General features: G+C 40.8%; 17 protein-coding genes. 7 read left to right on the top strand and 10 right to left on the bottom strand.

What is annotated here, in order from left to right:
* Positions 1-76: 76 nt before the first annotated feature.
* The 4 genes from AACS98_RS11015 to AACS98_RS11000 all read right to left on the bottom strand — a co-directional run bounded on the left by AACS98_RS11015 (position 77) and on the right by AACS98_RS11000 (position 3,512).
* Positions 77-415: a chaperone modulator CbpM gene (locus tag AACS98_RS11015; protein ID WP_066379525.1), complete on the bottom strand. Its 339-nt coding sequence runs from the start codon at positions 413-415 to the stop codon at positions 77-79.
* Positions 412-1,359, bottom strand: coding sequence for a DnaJ C-terminal domain-containing protein (locus AACS98_RS11010; RefSeq protein WP_066379522.1), 948 nt, complete (start codon positions 1,357-1,359; stop codon positions 412-414). The genes AACS98_RS11015 and AACS98_RS11010 overlap by 4 nt, the downstream gene beginning before the upstream one ends.
* 65 nt (positions 1,360-1,424) lie before the next feature.
* Positions 1,425-2,000 carry an HdeD family acid-resistance protein gene (locus AACS98_RS11005; RefSeq protein WP_066379519.1) on the bottom strand — a complete coding sequence of 192 codons (576 nt, stop codon included), beginning with the start codon at positions 1,998-2,000 and terminating at the stop codon, positions 1,425-1,427.
* A 165-nt stretch (positions 2,001-2,165) separates the two neighbouring features.
* Complete coding sequence (locus tag AACS98_RS11000) at positions 2,166-3,512, bottom strand: erythromycin esterase family protein (RefSeq protein ID WP_066379518.1); 1,347 nt, start codon at positions 3,510-3,512, stop codon at positions 2,166-2,168.
* Positions 3,513-3,807: 295 nt separating this feature from the next.
* On the opposite strand from AACS98_RS11000, the gene AACS98_RS10995 reads away from it, so the two are divergent.
* From AACS98_RS10995 to AACS98_RS10985, 3 genes are all read left to right on the top strand, one after another.
* Positions 3,808-4,440: a bifunctional 4-hydroxy-2-oxoglutarate aldolase/2-dehydro-3-deoxy-phosphogluconate aldolase gene (locus AACS98_RS10995; RefSeq protein WP_066379516.1), complete on the top strand. Its 633-nt coding sequence runs from the start codon at positions 3,808-3,810 to the stop codon at positions 4,438-4,440.
* An 85-nt stretch (positions 4,441-4,525) separates the two neighbouring features.
* Positions 4,526-5,038: a L,D-transpeptidase gene (locus tag AACS98_RS10990; RefSeq protein ID WP_066379515.1), complete on the top strand. Its 513-nt coding sequence runs from the start codon at positions 4,526-4,528 to the stop codon at positions 5,036-5,038.
* A gap of 260 nt (positions 5,039-5,298) precedes the next feature.
* Positions 5,299-5,838 carry a L,D-transpeptidase gene (locus AACS98_RS10985; RefSeq protein WP_066379506.1) on the top strand — a complete coding sequence of 180 codons (540 nt, stop codon included), beginning with the start codon at positions 5,299-5,301 and terminating at the stop codon, positions 5,836-5,838.
* A gap of 17 nt (positions 5,839-5,855) precedes the next feature.
* Here AACS98_RS10985 and AACS98_RS10980 read toward each other — a convergent pair whose 3' ends face one another.
* From AACS98_RS10980 to AACS98_RS10955, 6 genes are all read right to left on the bottom strand, one after another.
* On the bottom strand, positions 5,856-6,662 hold the full coding sequence (locus AACS98_RS10980; protein WP_066379504.1) for a sulfite exporter TauE/SafE family protein: 807 nt from the start codon (positions 6,660-6,662) through the stop codon (positions 5,856-5,858).
* A gap of 103 nt (positions 6,663-6,765) precedes the next feature.
* The gene (locus tag AACS98_RS10975) at positions 6,766-8,001 is read right to left on the bottom strand and encodes a glycosyltransferase family 4 protein (RefSeq protein WP_066379501.1); all 1,236 of its coding nucleotides are present in this window, start codon (positions 7,999-8,001) and stop codon (positions 6,766-6,768) included.
* 397 nt (positions 8,002-8,398) lie between these two features.
* Positions 8,399-9,139 (bottom strand): ParB N-terminal domain-containing protein, encoded by a 741-nt coding sequence (locus AACS98_RS10970; RefSeq protein WP_066379497.1) that lies wholly within the window; start codon positions 9,137-9,139, stop codon positions 8,399-8,401.
* Positions 9,136-10,503 carry an AAA family ATPase gene (locus AACS98_RS10965; protein WP_066379494.1) on the bottom strand — a complete coding sequence of 456 codons (1,368 nt, stop codon included), beginning with the start codon at positions 10,501-10,503 and terminating at the stop codon, positions 9,136-9,138. The genes AACS98_RS10970 and AACS98_RS10965 overlap by 4 nt, the downstream gene beginning before the upstream one ends.
* 358 nt (positions 10,504-10,861) lie before the next feature.
* Positions 10,862-11,740 carry a ParA family protein gene (locus AACS98_RS10960; protein WP_066379492.1) on the bottom strand — a complete coding sequence of 293 codons (879 nt, stop codon included), beginning with the start codon at positions 11,738-11,740 and terminating at the stop codon, positions 10,862-10,864.
* 555 nt (positions 11,741-12,295) lie between these two features.
* The gene (locus AACS98_RS10955; RefSeq protein WP_066379489.1) at positions 12,296-13,627 is read right to left on the bottom strand and encodes an NAD(P)/FAD-dependent oxidoreductase; all 1,332 of its coding nucleotides are present in this window, start codon (positions 13,625-13,627) and stop codon (positions 12,296-12,298) included.
* Between the two features lie 336 nt (positions 13,628-13,963).
* On the opposite strand from AACS98_RS10955, the gene AACS98_RS10950 reads away from it, so the two are divergent.
* Genes AACS98_RS10950 through AACS98_RS10935 form a run of 4 tightly spaced genes read left to right on the top strand, consistent with a single transcriptional unit; the run spans position 13,964 to position 18,193 of the window.
* Complete coding sequence (locus AACS98_RS10950; protein ID WP_066379631.1) at positions 13,964-15,283, top strand: ABC transporter substrate-binding protein; 1,320 nt, start codon at positions 13,964-13,966, stop codon at positions 15,281-15,283.
* A 27-nt stretch (positions 15,284-15,310) separates the two neighbouring features.
* The gene (locus AACS98_RS10945; RefSeq protein WP_066379487.1) at positions 15,311-16,222 is read left to right on the top strand and encodes a carbohydrate ABC transporter permease; all 912 of its coding nucleotides are present in this window, start codon (positions 15,311-15,313) and stop codon (positions 16,220-16,222) included.
* On the top strand, positions 16,219-17,103 hold the full coding sequence (locus tag AACS98_RS10940; RefSeq protein WP_066379484.1) for a carbohydrate ABC transporter permease: 885 nt from the start codon (positions 16,219-16,221) through the stop codon (positions 17,101-17,103). Before AACS98_RS10945 ends, AACS98_RS10940 begins: the two co-directional genes overlap by 4 nt.
* Positions 17,104-17,107: 4 nt before the next feature.
* Positions 17,108-18,193 carry an ABC transporter ATP-binding protein gene (locus AACS98_RS10935; RefSeq protein WP_066379481.1) on the top strand — a complete coding sequence of 362 codons (1,086 nt, stop codon included), beginning with the start codon at positions 17,108-17,110 and terminating at the stop codon, positions 18,191-18,193.
* The last annotated feature ends 350 nt before the right edge of the window (positions 18,194-18,543 follow it).

Here is an 18,543-nt window from a genome sequence, read left to right as displayed (position 1 = left end):
GAAATATCACACCACAGTAGAGACGTTGCATGCAACGTCTCTACATTCTGGTTCACTGTTCTGAAAACTACAAATACTAGGCTGTTTTTGATTTGTGCATTTCTAGCATTGTATTGAGTAGTGCTTGGTAAGCTTGGTTTTGGGCGCGTAATTGGGCATTTTCTTGTGCCATGTCTAAAACCATTGCTGCCCCTACTAGGTTGAGTCCTAAATCATGGCGTAGGCGTTGAATTTGAGCAATGCGAGTGATATCTCGTAAATTAAGCATAACTCCAATGGGTTCAATTATACCCAACTGAGCAAAGCGTTCTACTAAGGTGGTGGATGTTTCTGTAACTGTAGCGGCGTATTCAAAAGAATAAAGCTGTTCTCCCTCTGCTGATACCACTACTTGAGACAGACTGAATTCTGTCATAATTTTATCTCCTGCAATTGAGTGCGGGGGTCAAAACTGGTATTTGCCCGGATTGTTTCGTAGGCTTCCCTTTCAATGGGGCTAATATCTTGGGGAGTAACAATTTGCAATTTCACTATTAAGTCGGTTCTTCCGCCTTGGGGCTGTCTCCAACCTTTACCACGTAATCGCAGAGATTGCCCGGAACGCACTCCCGGCGGTACTTTCATGGTAACGCTACCATCGGGGGTGGGTACTTGGATTTGCGCGCCTAATACAGCCTCATCAGGGCGAATGGGGATTTCACAGGCAATGTTATCGTCTGCAAATTGAAAAAAGGGATGGGGTAAAACATCAATTGTCAGGTACAAGTCTCCTCGCTGTGGGGAAAAGGGGCTGGGGCTACCTTTGCCTTTGATGCGAATACGACTACCTGGTTTTGCACCTGCGGGAATTCGCACATTGATGATTTCGTTATCTAGTTGCAGTCGCTGCTGCACACCATGAAAAGCTTCGGAAAAATTGAGAGCGATCGCCGCTTCTGTATCCACAGGTGGAGTTGTGGGAGTGCGGTAAGTATAGCTGGTTCTGCCTCTAGTTCTACCTGCACCACCAAAGCGACCTAATAAGTCATTAATAAACGAATCAAAATCAGTATACTGATCAAAATCAAATCCCTCAACTCCCACACCCGCGCCTCTGGGTGGCGGTGCTGCACCTTGACTTACTTGATTCCAGTATTGCCCAAACTGGTCGTATTTTTTGCGCTTCTCAGGATCAGAAAGTACCTCATTGGCTTCGTTGATTTCTTTAAAGCGTGTTTCTGCTTGCTGATCGCCAGGATTTAAGTCAGGGTGATATTTCCGGGCTAGTTTGCGGTATGCCCGTTTAATTTCCTCTGGTGTAGCATTTTTGTCTACACCTAAAATTGCGTAATAGTCCTTAAAGTCTGTTGCCGTGGGCATATCTTAGCAAGGAGTGGGGATTGGGGACTGGGAAATAATTTCTTCCTCGGCTTCCTCTGCTGGCTTCAAAGTCTGCGTTGATTACTCCAATTACGTAGGCGGAAAGAAAGAGCTAACAGTAATATTCCAAAAACAATGGCATAGATACCAATAATCCAGACGATGGCGACTGCTCCAGCAAATGGCCAAAGGACTAACAATACACCAAAGAAAAATGAGGCAATTCCAGCTATTGCTAACAACCATTCATTCTCAATTGCTCTTCGCAACTGAAAGGCGGCAATTATCTCAAAAATACCAGTGATGATCGCCCAAGCCGCAATCAGATAAAGCAAGATTAACAAAGTAATACCCGGCCAAATAAAGGCTAGGATTCCTACGATTATCCCCACTGCTCCCTCTACCAAGAGTAACCAGCCGTGGGTATCATTAAGACGGTCTCTAAATGCTGCAACTTCTAACAAAATTCCGCCTAACACTAAAAAGGCAGCAAAGAACAACACTAAGGCTGTAATTGTAATTCCCGGCCAGAATAAGGCTACTAAACCAAAGAGAATAGCTAGTGTTCCCCGTAAGGCTAATGTCCACCAGTTCCGCGCTAGGCGGTTTCCCATTCTCATCGGATCAAAGTTGTTTCTCATTGCTGATAGAGTCTATAGGGATGTAGGGGAGCGGAGGGAGCAGGGGAAGTAGGGGAAGTAGACAGGGGAGAAGGAGAGATTTTTTCCCCAGAATTCTTAATTTTGAATTTTGAATTTTGTAGGCTTGCCTTCCCGTAGGGTATTTTGAATTGATTTCTCCCCAATTTAAAGAGCCGAAGGATAAGTTTCTGGTGCTTCGCCCAATTCCCAGTAAGCAGTCCGGTCTAGGGGTTGCACGGCTCTGGTATCGTCAATGTGAATGACTGCATCAAATTGGTTGGGAAGGGAAGCTTGGAAGTAGTGACTGACTCGCTCGGTTTCGGGTTGGTATATGACACCGATCGCTCTTTCTAATCTCGGTTGTTTTAAAATGTTAATTGCTGGATTGTCATCTTGTAGCAGTAACAAAAACTGGGGTATTCCTGTCTGATGGAATAAAGCTTCATAACTTTCTGGTAAGGCGGAACGAACTTGTTTGAGTTCGGTGGTTTCTCCCCAACCAGAGGCGGCGGTGACTGTACCTGTGTAAGTGGTAAACCCGATTAATACTGCATCTTTACCGTAGCGATCGCGGACTAATTGCCCTACGTTTACCTCACCCAGTTTACCCATATCTGTGGCTCTCGCATCTCCCAGGTGGGAGTTATGTTCCCAAACAACGACTTTGCTGGGTGTTCCTCGTTGATCTAAATGCTCAACTAGATGCTCTAAAGTTTCTGCCATGTGGCGATCGCGAATATTCCATGAGGAAACCCGTCCGCTAAACATCGAACGGTAGTAAGCCTCAGCGTTTTTTACGAGTCGCGCATTCTGTTCGGCAACAAAAAACTCATCTGCTGCTAATTGATGATTGTTGTGGATATACTCGGCGGCTCGGCGTTGCATCTCCTGTAATTGCTTGACTACTTCTTCCTCACAGGATTTGCTCAGTCCCACACTGGTAACATACCCATAGGTTTGACTATCTTCGCCAAAATGCTCAAAGCAAGAGTAACGATAACGGGCGCGGTTGGCGGCTTCTGGATCAACTCGTTCCAGGTAGTTCAACACTTCTTCTATAGAAGCGTACATACTATAAAGGTCTAACCCATAAAAACCAACCTTGGTGGCATTTTGGGGTAAATTGTCATTATATTCCCGTAACCAGTTGACAAAATTCATGATATCTGTATTCCGCCACATCCAATTAGGGAAGCGTTGAAAGTTAGAAAGGGCTTCCGTAGGTGAGAAATCCTCAGACACACCTTGGACATAACGGTTAACGCGATAGGTATCAGGCCAATCTGCCTCAATTGCTACTGCTGTAAAACCTTTTTCTTGAATCAGTCGTTTTGTAATCTCCGCCCGTTGTTCGTAAAACTCATGAGTTCCGTGAGAAGCCTCACCAATTAAAACGAAACGAGCATCACCAATCATGTTGAGCAATGGGTCGTAATCTGCCTTAGTCCCTGTGATTCGGTATGCAGACTTACGCAATGCTTCAACTACGTTTGTTATAGTTGCTTCTACCATAGGATTATACCTCAGAAGCACTGCAAAGTTTTCACAGTTTAAACACCGCAAAAGCCAAGCCTAATACAGTTTGACGCTTCTTTAAATCAACTCTTGGCTGGCTAGATTTAGCTTAAAAACTTCAGACTCATCCTACATCCGGCTAATGGTGCATGAGGTTTGATGTAGTAATCTATCTCAGGAATGAGCTACTTGTTAGTTATCTTGGTGAGAAAACTTGTAACAATGTACGTAAATCACCTACTATATGACGCTGATATGTGAGATTTCAGCGCGTTTTAGTTCCTAAGTTCCGATGTCTAATCAAGTTTGGTTATCAAAGTTGCAAAAACAAAGAGCGATCGCCGTGATTCGCGCCCCTAAAATCGAATTAGGGCTAGAAATGGCGTTAGCTGTAGCTGCTGGGGGAATGCAACTGATAGAAATTACCTGGAATAGCGATCGCGCTGGGGAATTAATCGCGCAACTCCGCAGCAAATTACCTGAATGTACGATTGGCACAGGCACATTATTTAATGTACAGCAATTGCAAGATGCGATCGCCTGTGGTGCAGAATTCCTCTTTACTCCTCATGTTGACTGTGCAATGATACAAACCGCAGTAAAACAAGAAATCCCAATTATTCCCGGTGCGCTTACCCCGACAGAGATTATCACAGCTTGGTCTTGTGGTGCTAGCTGTGTGAAAGTATTTCCTGTGCAAGCTGTAGGCGGTGCCAGCTATATTAAAAGTTTACAAGGGCCACTTGGACATATTCCCTTAATTCCCACAGGCGGAGTCACCCTAGAAAATGCTGCCGAACTGATACAAGCTGGAGCAGTAGCGGTTGGGTTGAGTGGCGAATTATTTCCCAAAGACCTAATTATACAGAGAAATTGGCAAGCGATCGCCCAACTTGCCAGTAACTTACTGCGAAATCTCTCGTAATTTTATCGATGGGATTATTGCCAACACAGGGTTATAGTTGACTTCTGCAAAACAGCTTTAACTGTGTCATTTGCGTATTTTTACCATGACAAAATTAATTAATCAGGACTGGAAACGCTGCTTAACAATATTTCTAGCTAGTGCAGCATTATCATTAACTACAGTGGGCATAAATTCAACTTCCACCTGGGCGAGTAAAATTAATCAAAAAATAGAAGCAACTATCCAAACCCTACAAAAATCAGAAGAACGTTGGATACAAATTAATCTAGCAAAACAAAGATTAATAGCGTGGGAAGGAGGAAAACCAGTCTATGCAATTATCATTTCCTCTGGCAAAAAATCCACTCCTACACGCATCGGCACATTTAAAATTAAGTCAAAACATAAATCTACCAGAATGCGCGGGAGAACTTACGATGTTCCCAACGTTCCCCACGCCATGTTTTACGATGGAAATTATGGTATACATGGTGCGTATTGGCATAAAAAATTTGGTACACCAGTCAGCCACGGCTGCGTCAACCTTGCACCCAATCATGCTAAATGGCTATTCAACTGGGCATCCATAGGCACACCAATCATTATTCACAAATAAACAACAAGGGGCTAGAGATTAAAACCAACCTCACCCCAAACCTCTCCTGAAATCTCCGCGCCCCTCTGCGTTTACCTCCGCGCCCCTCCGCGTTTAAAAAATCCTAAATATCTACAAAATCAAACAATCAAACATATTGTCCTGAATTAACATCACTCAACTAGAAATAAAAAGTAGAACAAATAATAAATCTGTCTGCCTCATAAAAATCTGCGTAAATCCTGACTTCCTCTGATAAACTTTTAAGAAGGTAATGCAAAATGCAAAACTGGATTCGCAGTATTAGCAAACATTACTCAAAAAACTTCTCTACTGGTATAGTATTAATAATGACAGCTTTGCTGTCTGGCTTGCCAGCGATCGCAGTTGAACCTAACCAAAGCAAAGCCTTATCTGCATCAGGAGATGACAAAAATATCACCCCATCTCATGTTCAGCAAATAGCCTTATCTAGACGGATTATTATTGACCTATCACAACAGCGTTTATTCGCCTGGGAAGGTAATCGACTGGTATATTCTTTCCGTATTTCTACAGGAAAGCGTTCTACTCCCACACCTACGGGTAGGTTTACCATTACTTCCAAATATCGGACTCACCGAATGCGAGGACGTGGTTATGATATCCCAGATGTGCCTTACGCCATGTATTTTTATAAAGGCTATGCCATTCATGGAGCTTACTGGCATAATCGTTTTGGCACTCCCGTGAGTAACGGTTGTGTAAATTTAACTGTCAACCAAGCCCGCAAGCTTTATAATTGGGCTTCTGCGGGGACTGTGGTAGTAGTAGAAAAGTGAAGATAGAAATTCAACTATTACCATTTGAACAACATAAAAAGAGCGATCGCAATCACAAAGTAACCAAAACCTGTTTCTAACTGTCGCGCTTCCATAAACCTTGTTAAGTAAGCACCTAGCAGCATTCCTAACCCTGCGGCTAAGGTAAAAGTCAGCATTAAGTTGATATCTATGGGAATATGACCTAAATATCCAGCAAATCCCGTGATAGATTTGAATGTCATAATCACTAAAGATGTACCGACAGCTTCTTTAATCGGTGTATTACCTAAAAGTACCAAGGTGGGGATAATCATAAACCCCCCACCAATTCCCACCATTCCTGTCAGCATACCCACACCCAACCCTTCAGTTGGAATTGCCAACCACCGACGCAGATTTTGCTGTATCCTAGGTGATAATTCTAAATCAGCCGTATTTTGGCTGTCATCTAACTCTAAATTTGCTGGTGATTGATGGCGACTATTGTGAATCATCAAGTATGCAGCCACAAACATCACAAATACAAATAAAATTCGCTGTGCAGTGGGTGTGACAATTGGGAGAGTGGCGAAACGTGCGCCAATATAAGCACCTAGCATCGCACCGGGAGCAAACAAAGCGGCTATTTTAAAGTTGACATGATTTTGTCGCCAGTGCGGAATAATCCCAATGAGACTAACAGCACCGACGATAACCAAACTCATAGCGATCGCTGACTTTAACGGCACACCCATCACATAAACTAAAATGGGTACAGCTAAAATCGACCCACCACCACCAATTAAACCCAAGCTAACACCGACACAAACAGCCAAAATGTGAGCAATTATCCAGGTAAGCATAGGGACTGTTGATGGTTGACGGTTGACGGTTGACTGTTGACGGTTGACTAATGACTAATAACTAATGACTAATAACTAATGACTAATAACTAATGACTAATAACTAATGACTATTTCCCAAACATACTTGTTCATAACGCTGTCCGGCAATATTCCAAGTGAATTCTGACTCCACAAGTTGTCTGCCGTGGTATGATAATTCTGCACGTAGTTGTGGCTGCTCAAAGAGTTGACTAATCGCGTTAACATATTCTATGGGTTGATTAGCTCTGAATGCTGTTAAGGATATCCCATCACCATCTACAGCTAATCCTTCTAAACCGCGATCGCTTGCTACTACTGGTACACCTGCGGCCATTGCTTCTAAAGTTTTGTTTTTAATGCCAAAACCCGTTCTCAGAGGAACTACACACACAGTAGATTGATGCAGATAATCTACCATTGAAGGCACACGCCCAGTTACTTTGACACCGGGAATTTTTTCTAGGCTTAATACTTCTGGTGTTGGTCTAGCACCCACTATACTAAATGTGGCATCAGGATAACGTGCTTTGAGTTCTGGGAAAACTGCGAAAGCAAAAAACCTTGCTGCGTCGATGTTATGAGAAGCATCCATTGCCCCTACAAATATTAAACTGTGTCCGCCTGGGTCTTGGCAACGGTAGGGAAATAATTCTAAATCTACACCGTTGGGGATGACTTGGATATCGATGTCGGGACGGAGTTTGAGAAATTCTTGGCGATCGTCTTCTGTAGTGACAACAATATTAGAAAACTTGCTACAATATCGTTGCTCGTAACGCTTCAAAACAAAGGTAAGATAGAGGCGATCGCGTATTGCATTCTGTGCTGCACCCATTTCTAAATGATCGCGAACCCAGCCGTATACTGAACTGTGGACATCAATAACTGTATTTACGTGGTGACGAAATTCCGGCCGGATGTATATCTCATTCACACTGTGTTCACAGGTAATTACATCATATTTTCCCTCGGTAACGCAACTATCGACAAAAGTCTGAATTTCTGGTGAATAGCGATGCAGTACATTAGGGGGTGTCGCTTTAATGACTGACTCCATAAACCGTCCCGTTTTTGCTAATATTCCACTGACAGTATTTTTAGCTTGGGGATCTGACGGTAAAGGAAACACCATCAACTCACTTACATAGTTGCGTAATTCTGCCACTTCCACATCTGACACACTCTTGTTATACTGCGTCACTAAAGTTACTTCATGATTTTGCTGGAGGTGTTTGAGTAAATTAAAAGTTCTAATTTCCGTACCCCCACGGCTAGGCGGATAAGGAAAGGTAGATGACAGCATGAGAATACGCATATAATTGTTATACTCCTTAATTTAATTAGTAACTTTATAGCCTATATTCTATATTTAGAGAAATGTTATTTTACTCAAAATAATTTATTAGATTTAGATAAAAAATAGAACTAATAAAGTTAAAAGAAAAAACTAGCAAAGTACAGCAATATATAGTTGCTTGACTACTAAAGTTTCATGGATGAATAGAAGTTAATTATATATGAGAATGGTGCGTTACGCTACGTTTTAACGCACCCTAGAAGATGGATATTTGCTTGCTAAATGCTTGTTTATCAAACCTATCTACTTTGTGGAAGTGTTAGAGTAGGTTGATAAATTGAGTTTGAGCGCAGTTGAGCTATAACTAACATTGTAGCAAGAGCTAAGGCAAGAGTTAAGGAGTGCGATCGCTAACTCATTCATCTGCATCATCTGATGATAGATTTTGTATTATATCAACCATTTTTTCAGCACTTATACCTTTCTGCATCTTTTTACCAAATGGAATTTTAACTCTTTGTATCACATCATTTAATGATTTAAACTGCACTCTTTCACGTTCAGCTACTACTATTGTTGCTATCTGATTAGCTTTTTTTGTAGGAAAGCCAGCACACTGCAATTTATTAGCAATTTGATGTAATTTCATTTTGGTAAACACTTCCAAAGGGTCTACATTATCAGCTAGCTTTTTGCGAAGCTCCTGATTTTCATATTCTAACTTAACTTTAACAGTTGCCGCCTCTAATAGTTGTTTAGCGAGGATTTCAATACGTGATTCTAAATTTTTGAGAAATTTTTCTATACCCTCTGAAGTCAAGTTTATGTTTTGAAATGATTCATCATTTGTTTTTCTGAATAATTTAACTTGCTTACTTAGATTTTCCTCATTTTCAGACTCGATAATAAATACCCCTATCATCTCGCCTTTACGGGGGTCTATTTCTCTAGCTCTGGCAGCAGCATAATACTCAAAATCTCCATCTACTACTTCGTATGATTGCAGACCATTTCTGCGAACCACAATAGGGTTAATAACTCCTTCAGAATCCAAAATTAATTGAGCAGCTTGTTCTAACTCCTCATCTGCAAATAATGAACGAGGCTTGTTAGATATAATTTTTTTAACAGCAATTAGTGATATAGATAATTTCATAGAGACATCCCTATCTTATTTAATACTTCCATAGCTAGTAATTCAAATTCTTGTGCTGAAACTGAGTCAGGTTTAAAGTCTAAGACTGAGAGTGGGTCAGCAATTTCCATTTCGCCAACAACTTGAATTTTTTCAGCACACTTTGCTAAATCATCTCTTTCATAAATCACAGTATCCATTACATCAACTTTATATCTACTGTTAATTTTTCCTATTCTGTTTTTCAATGTAGATTGTACAAACTTAGCATTTGTAGATATTTTACAAGGTAAAACTCCTATGGTTTCAATTGGGTGTCTTCTAATCTGTTTTCTAAAAGCATTAATAGTTTTGACAAACTCTTTAACATTAGTTAGACCCTGGTTAGCAAATGGTTTTAAGTCAGATGGAATAATTAGGTAATCCGCAGCTATTAAAGCAATTTTGGCATATAAATTTAAAGACGGCGGTGTATCTATCAAAACAACATCATATTCTTCTTTTACTTCCTCTAGTTTTTCAATTAATATTAGTTTGCTATATTCAAGTGCATTCAGTTCATTTTCTTGTCTTATCAAATCTATGTGCGAGGGAATCACATAAATTTCTGGATTGCTAAAATTAGACTTTCTAGCAACTTCCGAAATAGGATAAAAGTCTTCTGATGATAAGACATGAAAAATATTAGAGTCTTTGATATCATCAAATTCTTCATCATCAAATTTAACTAAACCAGTAGCAAATGTAGTATTTGCTTGGCTATCTAAATCAATAACTAATACTCGTTTACCTTTTTTTCTGATAGCGGCTGCTAGGTTAACTACAGTTGTTGTCTTACCAACTCCGCCTTTATTGTGGTAGACTGCGATGATTTTCATTGAATGCTGCCCCTTTCCTTTAACGGTGATATTTTCTGAATTTACTGATGTTTCTGGTTTGTTGGTAATTTTCCTATATTTAAGACTGTCTCTGCCAATTAAATCTTTAATATTTTCTAAATGTGCCTCAACTTCCTCGCCAGCACACTGAAAAACTAGCTTAACATCACTATTAACTTTTTCATAAATCCTGATTTCCCTACCATTAGTTAATAAACCATAGCCTACATTCAAACTTGTTAAATAATGCCTGAGTCTAGGGACATGATGATTTAAATTTTGTTTGGGGTGCTTTGCTTCCATTACCACACTCAAAGGCGAGTTGGCATCTAAGACTAAGGGAACGACTTGTACAGCAAAGGCTAAAAAATCTAACCGGATGCTACCAACAGCCACTTCCTGATGCCAGGTGTCTGGTGTGTAACCTAGCTGCGGTAGTAAATACTGTACAATGAGCTTGCTTTCGACTTCGCTTTCGTTACGGCATAGCTCAGGATTAAACAACAAATTTTTTACCTCTATAAAATTTGAAAAAGGTCTATTTGTATTTATTGTAACATAAGCTAGTCCGTTTAAGCTATAAGAATTGCTTAATAGTAAGTATAGTAATGAAATTATATTAAGTAATTTTACACAATTAAATTAAATTTATTCCTAAATAAAACGAGAAGTTATACCAGCTATTACATTAAATTTTCTTAATATAAAATGTATACTTTGCTGCCATACTTTAATCAAAATCAAGCAACTGGTGTAAAGTGTGATATCACCCTAATGACAATTTTTCCGCCTATTTAAGTGAGCAAAAATCACAAGGCGTGTTTTTTCAACTTTTCTATATTTATCAGCATCAGAAAATCAATCATTAATGTATCTCTAGTTTTCTTCTGACTTCTAGTGCTAATGACTCAAATTCAAAAGCTGATTGACTTGCAGATGAGTCATACTTTGCAAACTCAAAAATTGATTTAGGATCAGGTACTGGCAAATTACCTATAGCTACAGTTTTATTAATACAATGTGACAAGACACTTCTTTCTGTAATTATGTTATCCATTAAGGGAAGTTGATAAACTTCTGCAATCACATCTCTATGCTTGGGAAATGTATATTTCAGGTATTTGTTATTACTGGAAATCTTGGATGGCAGCACACCCATAATAATAATAGGTTGTTTACCGATATTTTCCCTATATTCATTAATTTCTGTGTTAATAAAATTTTTTACGCTTACCAGTCCTTGGTTAGAAAATGGCTTAAAATCTGAAGGTATAATCAAGTAATCAGCCGCAGTTAGAGAAACTAACGCATATAAACCTTGTGATAGCGGAGTATCAATTATAACAACTTCATATATATCCTTAACAAGTTCCAATTTTCTAGCTAACCTATTTCTACTTGTCTTAAACACTGCTATTTTTCTTTGTCTTTCAATTAAAGTAATATGAGAAGGAATCACATCTACTTCAGGTTGATTAAAACCTTTTGATTTACGAACAATGTCAGGAATAAGTAAGTTAATTTCACCATCTGGATATAGCAAATGAGAAACATTACGTTCTTTTAAATCATCCTTTTCAAATGGAAACTTGATTAACCCTGTAGCATAAGTTGTATTGGCTTGAGCATCTAAATCAATTAAAAGAACTTTTTTACCCTGGTTGCTCAATGCTGCTGCTAAGTTAACTGCCACAGTTGTCTTCCCCACGCCGCCTTTATGATGGTAGATAGCAATTGTTTTCATTGAAGCTTTGCCTCTTCGCGTTTAATACTTCAATTCCTACTTTTTTCTTTAATTGCTCATTCTACAGGCTTTGTCTGTCAATTAAATCTTTAATTTCTTGAGGACTTACGCAAGTGTCATAATTAAAGTCTCGTGTAGGGTGCGTCAGCCGCGATAATTGGGTAAAAAACAGATTTTCAACATCTGACGCACCCTACCAAGATGCCAGTTGCGTAAGTTCTTTTTTTCTAATATCAATTTTAAAAAAGAATGCGACAGATACACACTCCCAAACCATTGTGATATCTATCTTTCTTCATTTTGAATTTTGTAGGCGCAAGCCTTCCCTACGGGACGCTACGCGATGCCGCAGGCTATGCGTGAATTTTGAATATGCTTTTTATCTTGTATTCAGCAGATAAAATTAACCCTCTTCCATCACTCTGGGGTGAAACTTTTAGTTGTCATGGGCTGAAACGTCGAAAATTCGTTCATTTTGCCAAGACTGATAAAAGAGGGATTAGTCCAGATTCAAGATTGGTGTAAGTCTGTCAAAAACAAAATGTTTGCAGTTAGTTACAGGTATTGACTGCTCTTGCTAACAGTTTTTGCTTCTACAAAAGCTTCTCTACCTGTAATCAATCTAGAGCGACGATTACGAGTAATATAATTCCACGCCCATTGAATTACTACTACTAATTTAGTGTCAAACTCGATTAAAAAGTAGATGTGAATTACTAGCCAAAATACCCAAGCTAGGAAACCTTGGAGTTTGATGAAGCCTAAATCTACAACAGCTAAATTTTGTCCAATCATCGCCAAACTACCGACATCGTTGTAATGAAATTGTGGTAAAGTATGACCTCTCAGCCGCCGTTTAATGAGTTTAGCTACATATTCGCCTTGTTGTTTGGCTACGGGTGCAACACCAGGTAAGGGTTTCCCATTTTGATGGGAGAAGTGGCCTAAATCTCCTACTACAAAAATGTTTTTGTAACCCCTGATAGTCAAGTCCGGTTCAACAATCACACGTCCAGCATGATCGCATTCTACATCTGTACGTTCTGCTAAGATTTTACCCATTGAGGAAGCTTTTACACCTGCTGCCCATAATATAGTTTTTGAGTGAACTTCTTTGACTTCACCGCCTTGTTTGAAAGTAACAATGTCATTTTCAATATTTGTGACTCTGGTGTTAGTTTGGATAATTACACCCAACTTTTGCAAAGATACGGCTGCGACTTCCGATAACTCTGGCGCAATGTATGGGAGAATGCGATCGCCCCCTTGTAAGAGTAAAATTTTGGTTTCTGAGGTGTCGATATTGCGGAAATCTTCTTTAAGAGTTTTGTATGCTAACTCTGCGATCGCACCTGCTAATTCTACACCAGTGGGGCCAGCCCCCACAATCACAAAAGTCAACAAAGCACGACGTTTTTCGGCATCCGTTTCTTTTTCTGCGGCTTCAAATGCCGAAAATATCCGGCGGCGCATTTCTATGGCATCTTCAACAGTTTTCAACCCAGGGGCTATGTCTTTCCAGTTATCCTTACCAAAATAGGAATGATTAGCACCTGTGGCAATGATTAAAGTATCATAAGATACTGTTCTCTCACCCAGAATAACTTTTTGCGCTTTGGGATCAATATCATTGACTTCTCCCAACAAAACCTGTGTATTCTTGCTTTTCCTGAGTACAGAGCGCAATGGTGAAGAAATATCAGCAGGTGATAGCGTACCTGTGGCAACTTGATATAAAAGCGGCTGAAATAGGTGAAAATTACGTTTATCGATGAGAGTAACCTTAACATTCGCTGTTTTCAGAGCCTTTGCTGTATACAGCCCACCAAAGCCACCACCAATGATTACAACCTGATGTGTTGTATTCTTCTCAAGTGAAACTACCATAAAAAATATTTCCTTGTGTTAAGAGGTTGGTAACTTTCTTAACAAAGATGTAGCAGAATTATATAAACGTTGCCGTTTATTTAGAACCCTTGAAAAAATCACGAAAGTAGCCAAAGTTAATAATTAGTTATTCCAGCAGCGACATCCAGCCTAAAAGCCATAAATTCATGACAATTTAATCCAGATTTATCACCTACTCTCTATCTTGAGAAAGTTGCTAACTTAACTGCTCAGAAATTAATTTATAGTCACTTTCCTCCTGCCTAATGTCTGAGCTTAATGACAATTATTCAGATCCACCTGATTACCACTAGCGATCGCTACACTAAATTAATGATGTTGTCCCGCAAGCCAATCAAGAAGCTGCAAACATTCAGACAAAAACCAAAATTTTTGCTAGCATTAGTCTTTTTGACACTGCTATCAGGCATCATACTATTTAATTGGGTAGCAATCTCACAGCAACCAGTCACACTCAACTTATTAATGCCAGCCCCTGATGTCCGTCCCTTCAGAGAAGGCATGGTTAAAGACTTCGAGGCGCAAAACCCAGGCATTCGCATCAACCTGCTTGAAGGGCCAAATGCAGCTAATTTGGTGGAAGACCTCTATACCTCGGCTTTTCTCTTGGGTGATTCCCCTTATGACCTGATCAACATGGATGTAATCTGGACACCCAAATTTGCGGCGGCTGGATGGCTGTTACCCCTCGATGACCGCATTTCTCAGGAGGAGTTAGCCGCATTTCTACCCAAGGATGTGGAAGCAGGTTATTACCAAGGTAAGCTGTACCGAATGCCGATTCGTTCCGATGTGGGAATGCTTTATTACCGCAAAGACTTGCTCAAACAAGCAGGATTCGAGCCGCCAGAAACATTTGCAGACTTGATGCGAATTTCTCAAATCTTACAAAAAACCGATCAGGTAAATTGGGGTTATCTCTGGCAAGGTCGTCAGTATGAAGGACTTGTAGCCATGTTTGTAGAAGTCCTAGAAGGCTTTGGTGGTTTCTGGGTTAATCCTGATACATTGGCAGTTGGATTAGATCGGCCAGAGTCCCTCCAAGCTGTTGAGTTTCTTCGTAGCACCATTCAGCAGGGCGTTTCACCTCCGGGAGTGACAACATACCAAGAAGAAGACACTCGGCGTTTATTTCAAAGTGGTCAAGCAGTATTTTTACGCAGTTGGCCTTATGTCTGGCCTTTAGCTAATCAGGAGAATTCGCCCGTTGCTGGCAAAATCGGGATAAAATCAATGGTACACGCTCCTGAGCAAACTGGAGGAGCTTGTTTAGGAGGATGGGGTTTAGGTATTGCTAAATCTTCTAAACATCCCGAAGCAGCTTGGAAGGCAATTCAATATTTCACCAGTGAAGAAGCACAGCAGCGATTTATTCTGCAATCAGGTTTTGTACCCAGTAGACGGTCATTGTTCACAAACCCAGATATTGTTGCCAAGTATCCCCACTACCCACAACTTTTAAAGGTGGTGGAGAAATCCGTTTTACGTCCACCAGTTGCTCAATACGCCCAGGTATCAGATATTTTACAGCGATATCTCAGCGCGGCTCTATCCGGTCGAATCAGTCCGAAACGAGCCATGCAAGCGGCTGCTGGTGAAACGCGACGACTACTAGAAGTTGGCACAAAAAAATAAAACCATTTTTTTACTGGCTCTTGATCAATGAACTTGCATACACTTCGAGGTCGGGAACAACGAACAGCCTGGATATTACTCACACCAGCATTACTGCTGCTATTGTTTGTATTTGCCTACCCAATTTTACGGGCATTTTGGTTAAGTGTATTTACTAGGAATTTAGCAACGGAGCTACAACCAGTCTTTTCTGGTTGGGACAATTATCTGCGGATGGCGGGGGATGGTCGTTTTTGGCAGAGTTTTTGGGTAACGACTGTATTCACAACAGCATCCGTCGTCTCAGAGTTAGTGTTAGGACTTTTGATTGCTTTAGTTCTCAATCAGGCGTTTTTTGGCCGTGGGGTAGTGCGTACAATTGCCATTTTACCTTGGGCTTTGCCTACTGCTTTGATTGGTTTAGCATGGGCTTGGATTTTTAACGACCAGTTTGGGGTTGTCAATGATATTCTGCGACGGCTAGGACTGATTGAAACTGGAATTAATTGGCTAGGAAATCCAACACTGGCAATGGTAGCTGTAGTTTTTGCTGATGTTTGGAAAACCACGCCTTTTATTAGCATTCTGCTGCTAGCTGGTTTACAGTCGATACCAAAAGACCTGTATGAAGCATATTCGGTTGATGGGGCAAATGCTTGGCAGAGCTTTTGTAATATTACACTGCCCCTGCTGTTGCCGCAGATTCTGATTGCTGTCCTGTTTCGCTTTGCTCAGGCTTTTGGAATTTTTGACTTGATTGCTGTGATGACTGGGGGTGGCCCTGGTGGTGCGACAGAAGTGGTTTCTCTGTACATTTATGCCACAGTGATGCGCTACTTAGATTTTGGTTATGGAGCCGCCCTAGTCGTAGTGACATTTCTGATTTTAATTGCTGCGGTGGCGATCGCTAATTTTTTGTTACACAAATTTCGCACCAGACAGGAGCCATCTAACCTATGAATACAACTCCAGCAAAAGTTTCTAGCAATCCAAAACCAACCGGAGGATTGAGGTTTTCTTGGCAAAAAATCTTACTACCCATAGCAGTAACATTGGTGATTATCTTCAGCCTAGCACCTGCCTTGTGGCAACTGCTGACATCTTTGAAAGTAAATGAAGATATTGCCGCCGTTCCTACCGTCTATTTCCCCACGCGATTCACTTTCAATCACTACATTGAGTTATTTACCCGTCGTCCATTTTGGCGGTACATCTTTAACAGTGCCTTTGTGTCGATTACTTCCACAGCTTTAGCTTTAGCCATCGGAACACCTGCCGCTTATGCCTTGGCACGGTTACGTCCTTGGGGTGGAAGAGTTATCCTGGCCAGCGTTTTGATTGTGACTTTGTTCCCTGGAATTTTGTTGTTTCTGGGACTTTTGGAAGTGATTCAGGCTCTCAGACTGGGTAATAACTATTTAGCACTGATCATACCCTACACCGCCATCAATCTACCCTTAACAATTCTAGTGCTGAGAAGCTTTTTCCAACAATTGCCCAAAGACTTGGAAGATTCCGCTAAAGTCGATGGTTACAACACCTTTCAACTACTGTGGCAAATCGTACTACCTTTGACGCTTCCGGCTTTGGTAACTACGGGAATTCTCGCTTTTATTTTTGCCTGGAACGAGTTTATTTTCGCGCTCACATTTATCACCCGTGAAGAGTTGAAGACAATTCCTGTTGCAGCTGCTCAGTTAGGTGGTGCCACAGTGTATGAAATTCCCTATGGTGCGATCGCTGCGGCAACTGTGGTTGGTACTTTCCCCCTAGTTTTATTAGTTTTATTTTTCCAGCGCAGAATTGTCCAAGGTCTGACTTCTGGCGCAGTCAAAGGATAGAAAAATGGCTAAACTTGAACTGAAAAACTTAAATAAAACCTATACTTCTAAAGTTATCCCAGTCAAAGACTTTAGCTTAACTGTAGATAACGATGAATTTCTCACTTTACTCGGCCCTTCTGGCTGTGGCAAATCCACAGTTTTACGCATGATTGCGGGACTGGAAGAACCAACTCGCGGTCAAATCAAAATTGGGGGTGTAGATGTTACTTATAAGCGAGCAGCCGATCGCAACATTGCAATGGTTTTTCAAAGTTATGCACTCTACCCCCATAAAACAGTCTATGACAACCTAGCTTCTGCACTCAAGTTGAGAAAAGTACCACCGGCAACAATTAAACAGCGCGTCGCAGAAGTGGCAGAAGTTTTAGGATTAGAAGAATTAATCAACCGCAAACCGGGTCAGTTATCTGGAGGACAACGGCAACGGGTGGCGGTCGGTCGTGCTTTAGTGCGTAATGCCGATGTGTATTTGTTAGATGAACCTTTAAGTAACCTGGATGCACTATTGCGCGAACGAGTCAGAGCCAATCTCAAGCAAATTTTTGCCGCCCAAAAAGTGCCTGTTGTCTACGTCACCCACGACCAAACAGAAGCAATGACGCTTTCCACAAAAGTAGCATTACTCAACGATGGCTACATCCAGCAACTTGACTCACCTGAACACATCTATAACCATCCAGCTAATCTCTTTGTAGCTGGATTTGTCGGTAGTCCGCAAATGAATTTACTAACTCTACCTTGTCAGGGAAGGTCTGCAATCCTGGGTAATTTTCAAGTGCGTCTCCCCAATATCCCAACTATACCACCTCAAATTATCTTGGGAATCCGCCCAGAAGATGTCCGCATTGCTCAACCGGGTGATACTCAGACTATCCGAGGTCAAGTGTATCTTGTGGAAAACTTGGGTATGTACTATTTGGTAAGTATTAAGGTTGAGGGGTCACAAAATGAAGCGATTACTGTACGTGCTTTGTTGTCAACAGACCGAAATTGGAGCGGCGAGCATATTACAATAGCATTGCCCTCGGAGAATATTCACTGGTTTGATGTTCAATCTGGCCATGCGCTTGTGAGAAGGCGTTTTTGAATGTGATGAAACCTCTACCATAGAAGAAAGCAATATAATAGGCAATCGCTTTGGGTTGATCATTTCCCAAAGCGGTGATTGATTAGGTCATATCTTGCACAATTCTCAATCAACGTCGCTCCCTGCACAGCCAACAACGTAAAACTAAGGCTTTCAGCAAGTTACAAGCAATGCCCACCCTACAAAAATTATCCTCAAGGAACAGGTGCAAGATGTGTATTAATAAATGGCAAGATAATTGTATTTCCTCCCACTAATAAAGAAATTGATACTCGTAATTTAGCTGGTGAAAATCCAGCATAGACATCAGCGATAGTCAGATAATCACGTTTCTTCTCGTAATTTGAGCA

It is taken from the genome of Anabaena sp. CA = ATCC 33047 (genome assembly GCF_963870205.1).
In the GTDB taxonomy this organism is placed as follows: Bacteria; Cyanobacteriota; Cyanobacteriia; order Cyanobacteriales; family Nostocaceae; genus Trichormus.
The sequence above is the reverse complement of the archived record's forward strand: the minus strand, read 5'-3'. Positions and strand labels throughout refer to the sequence as shown.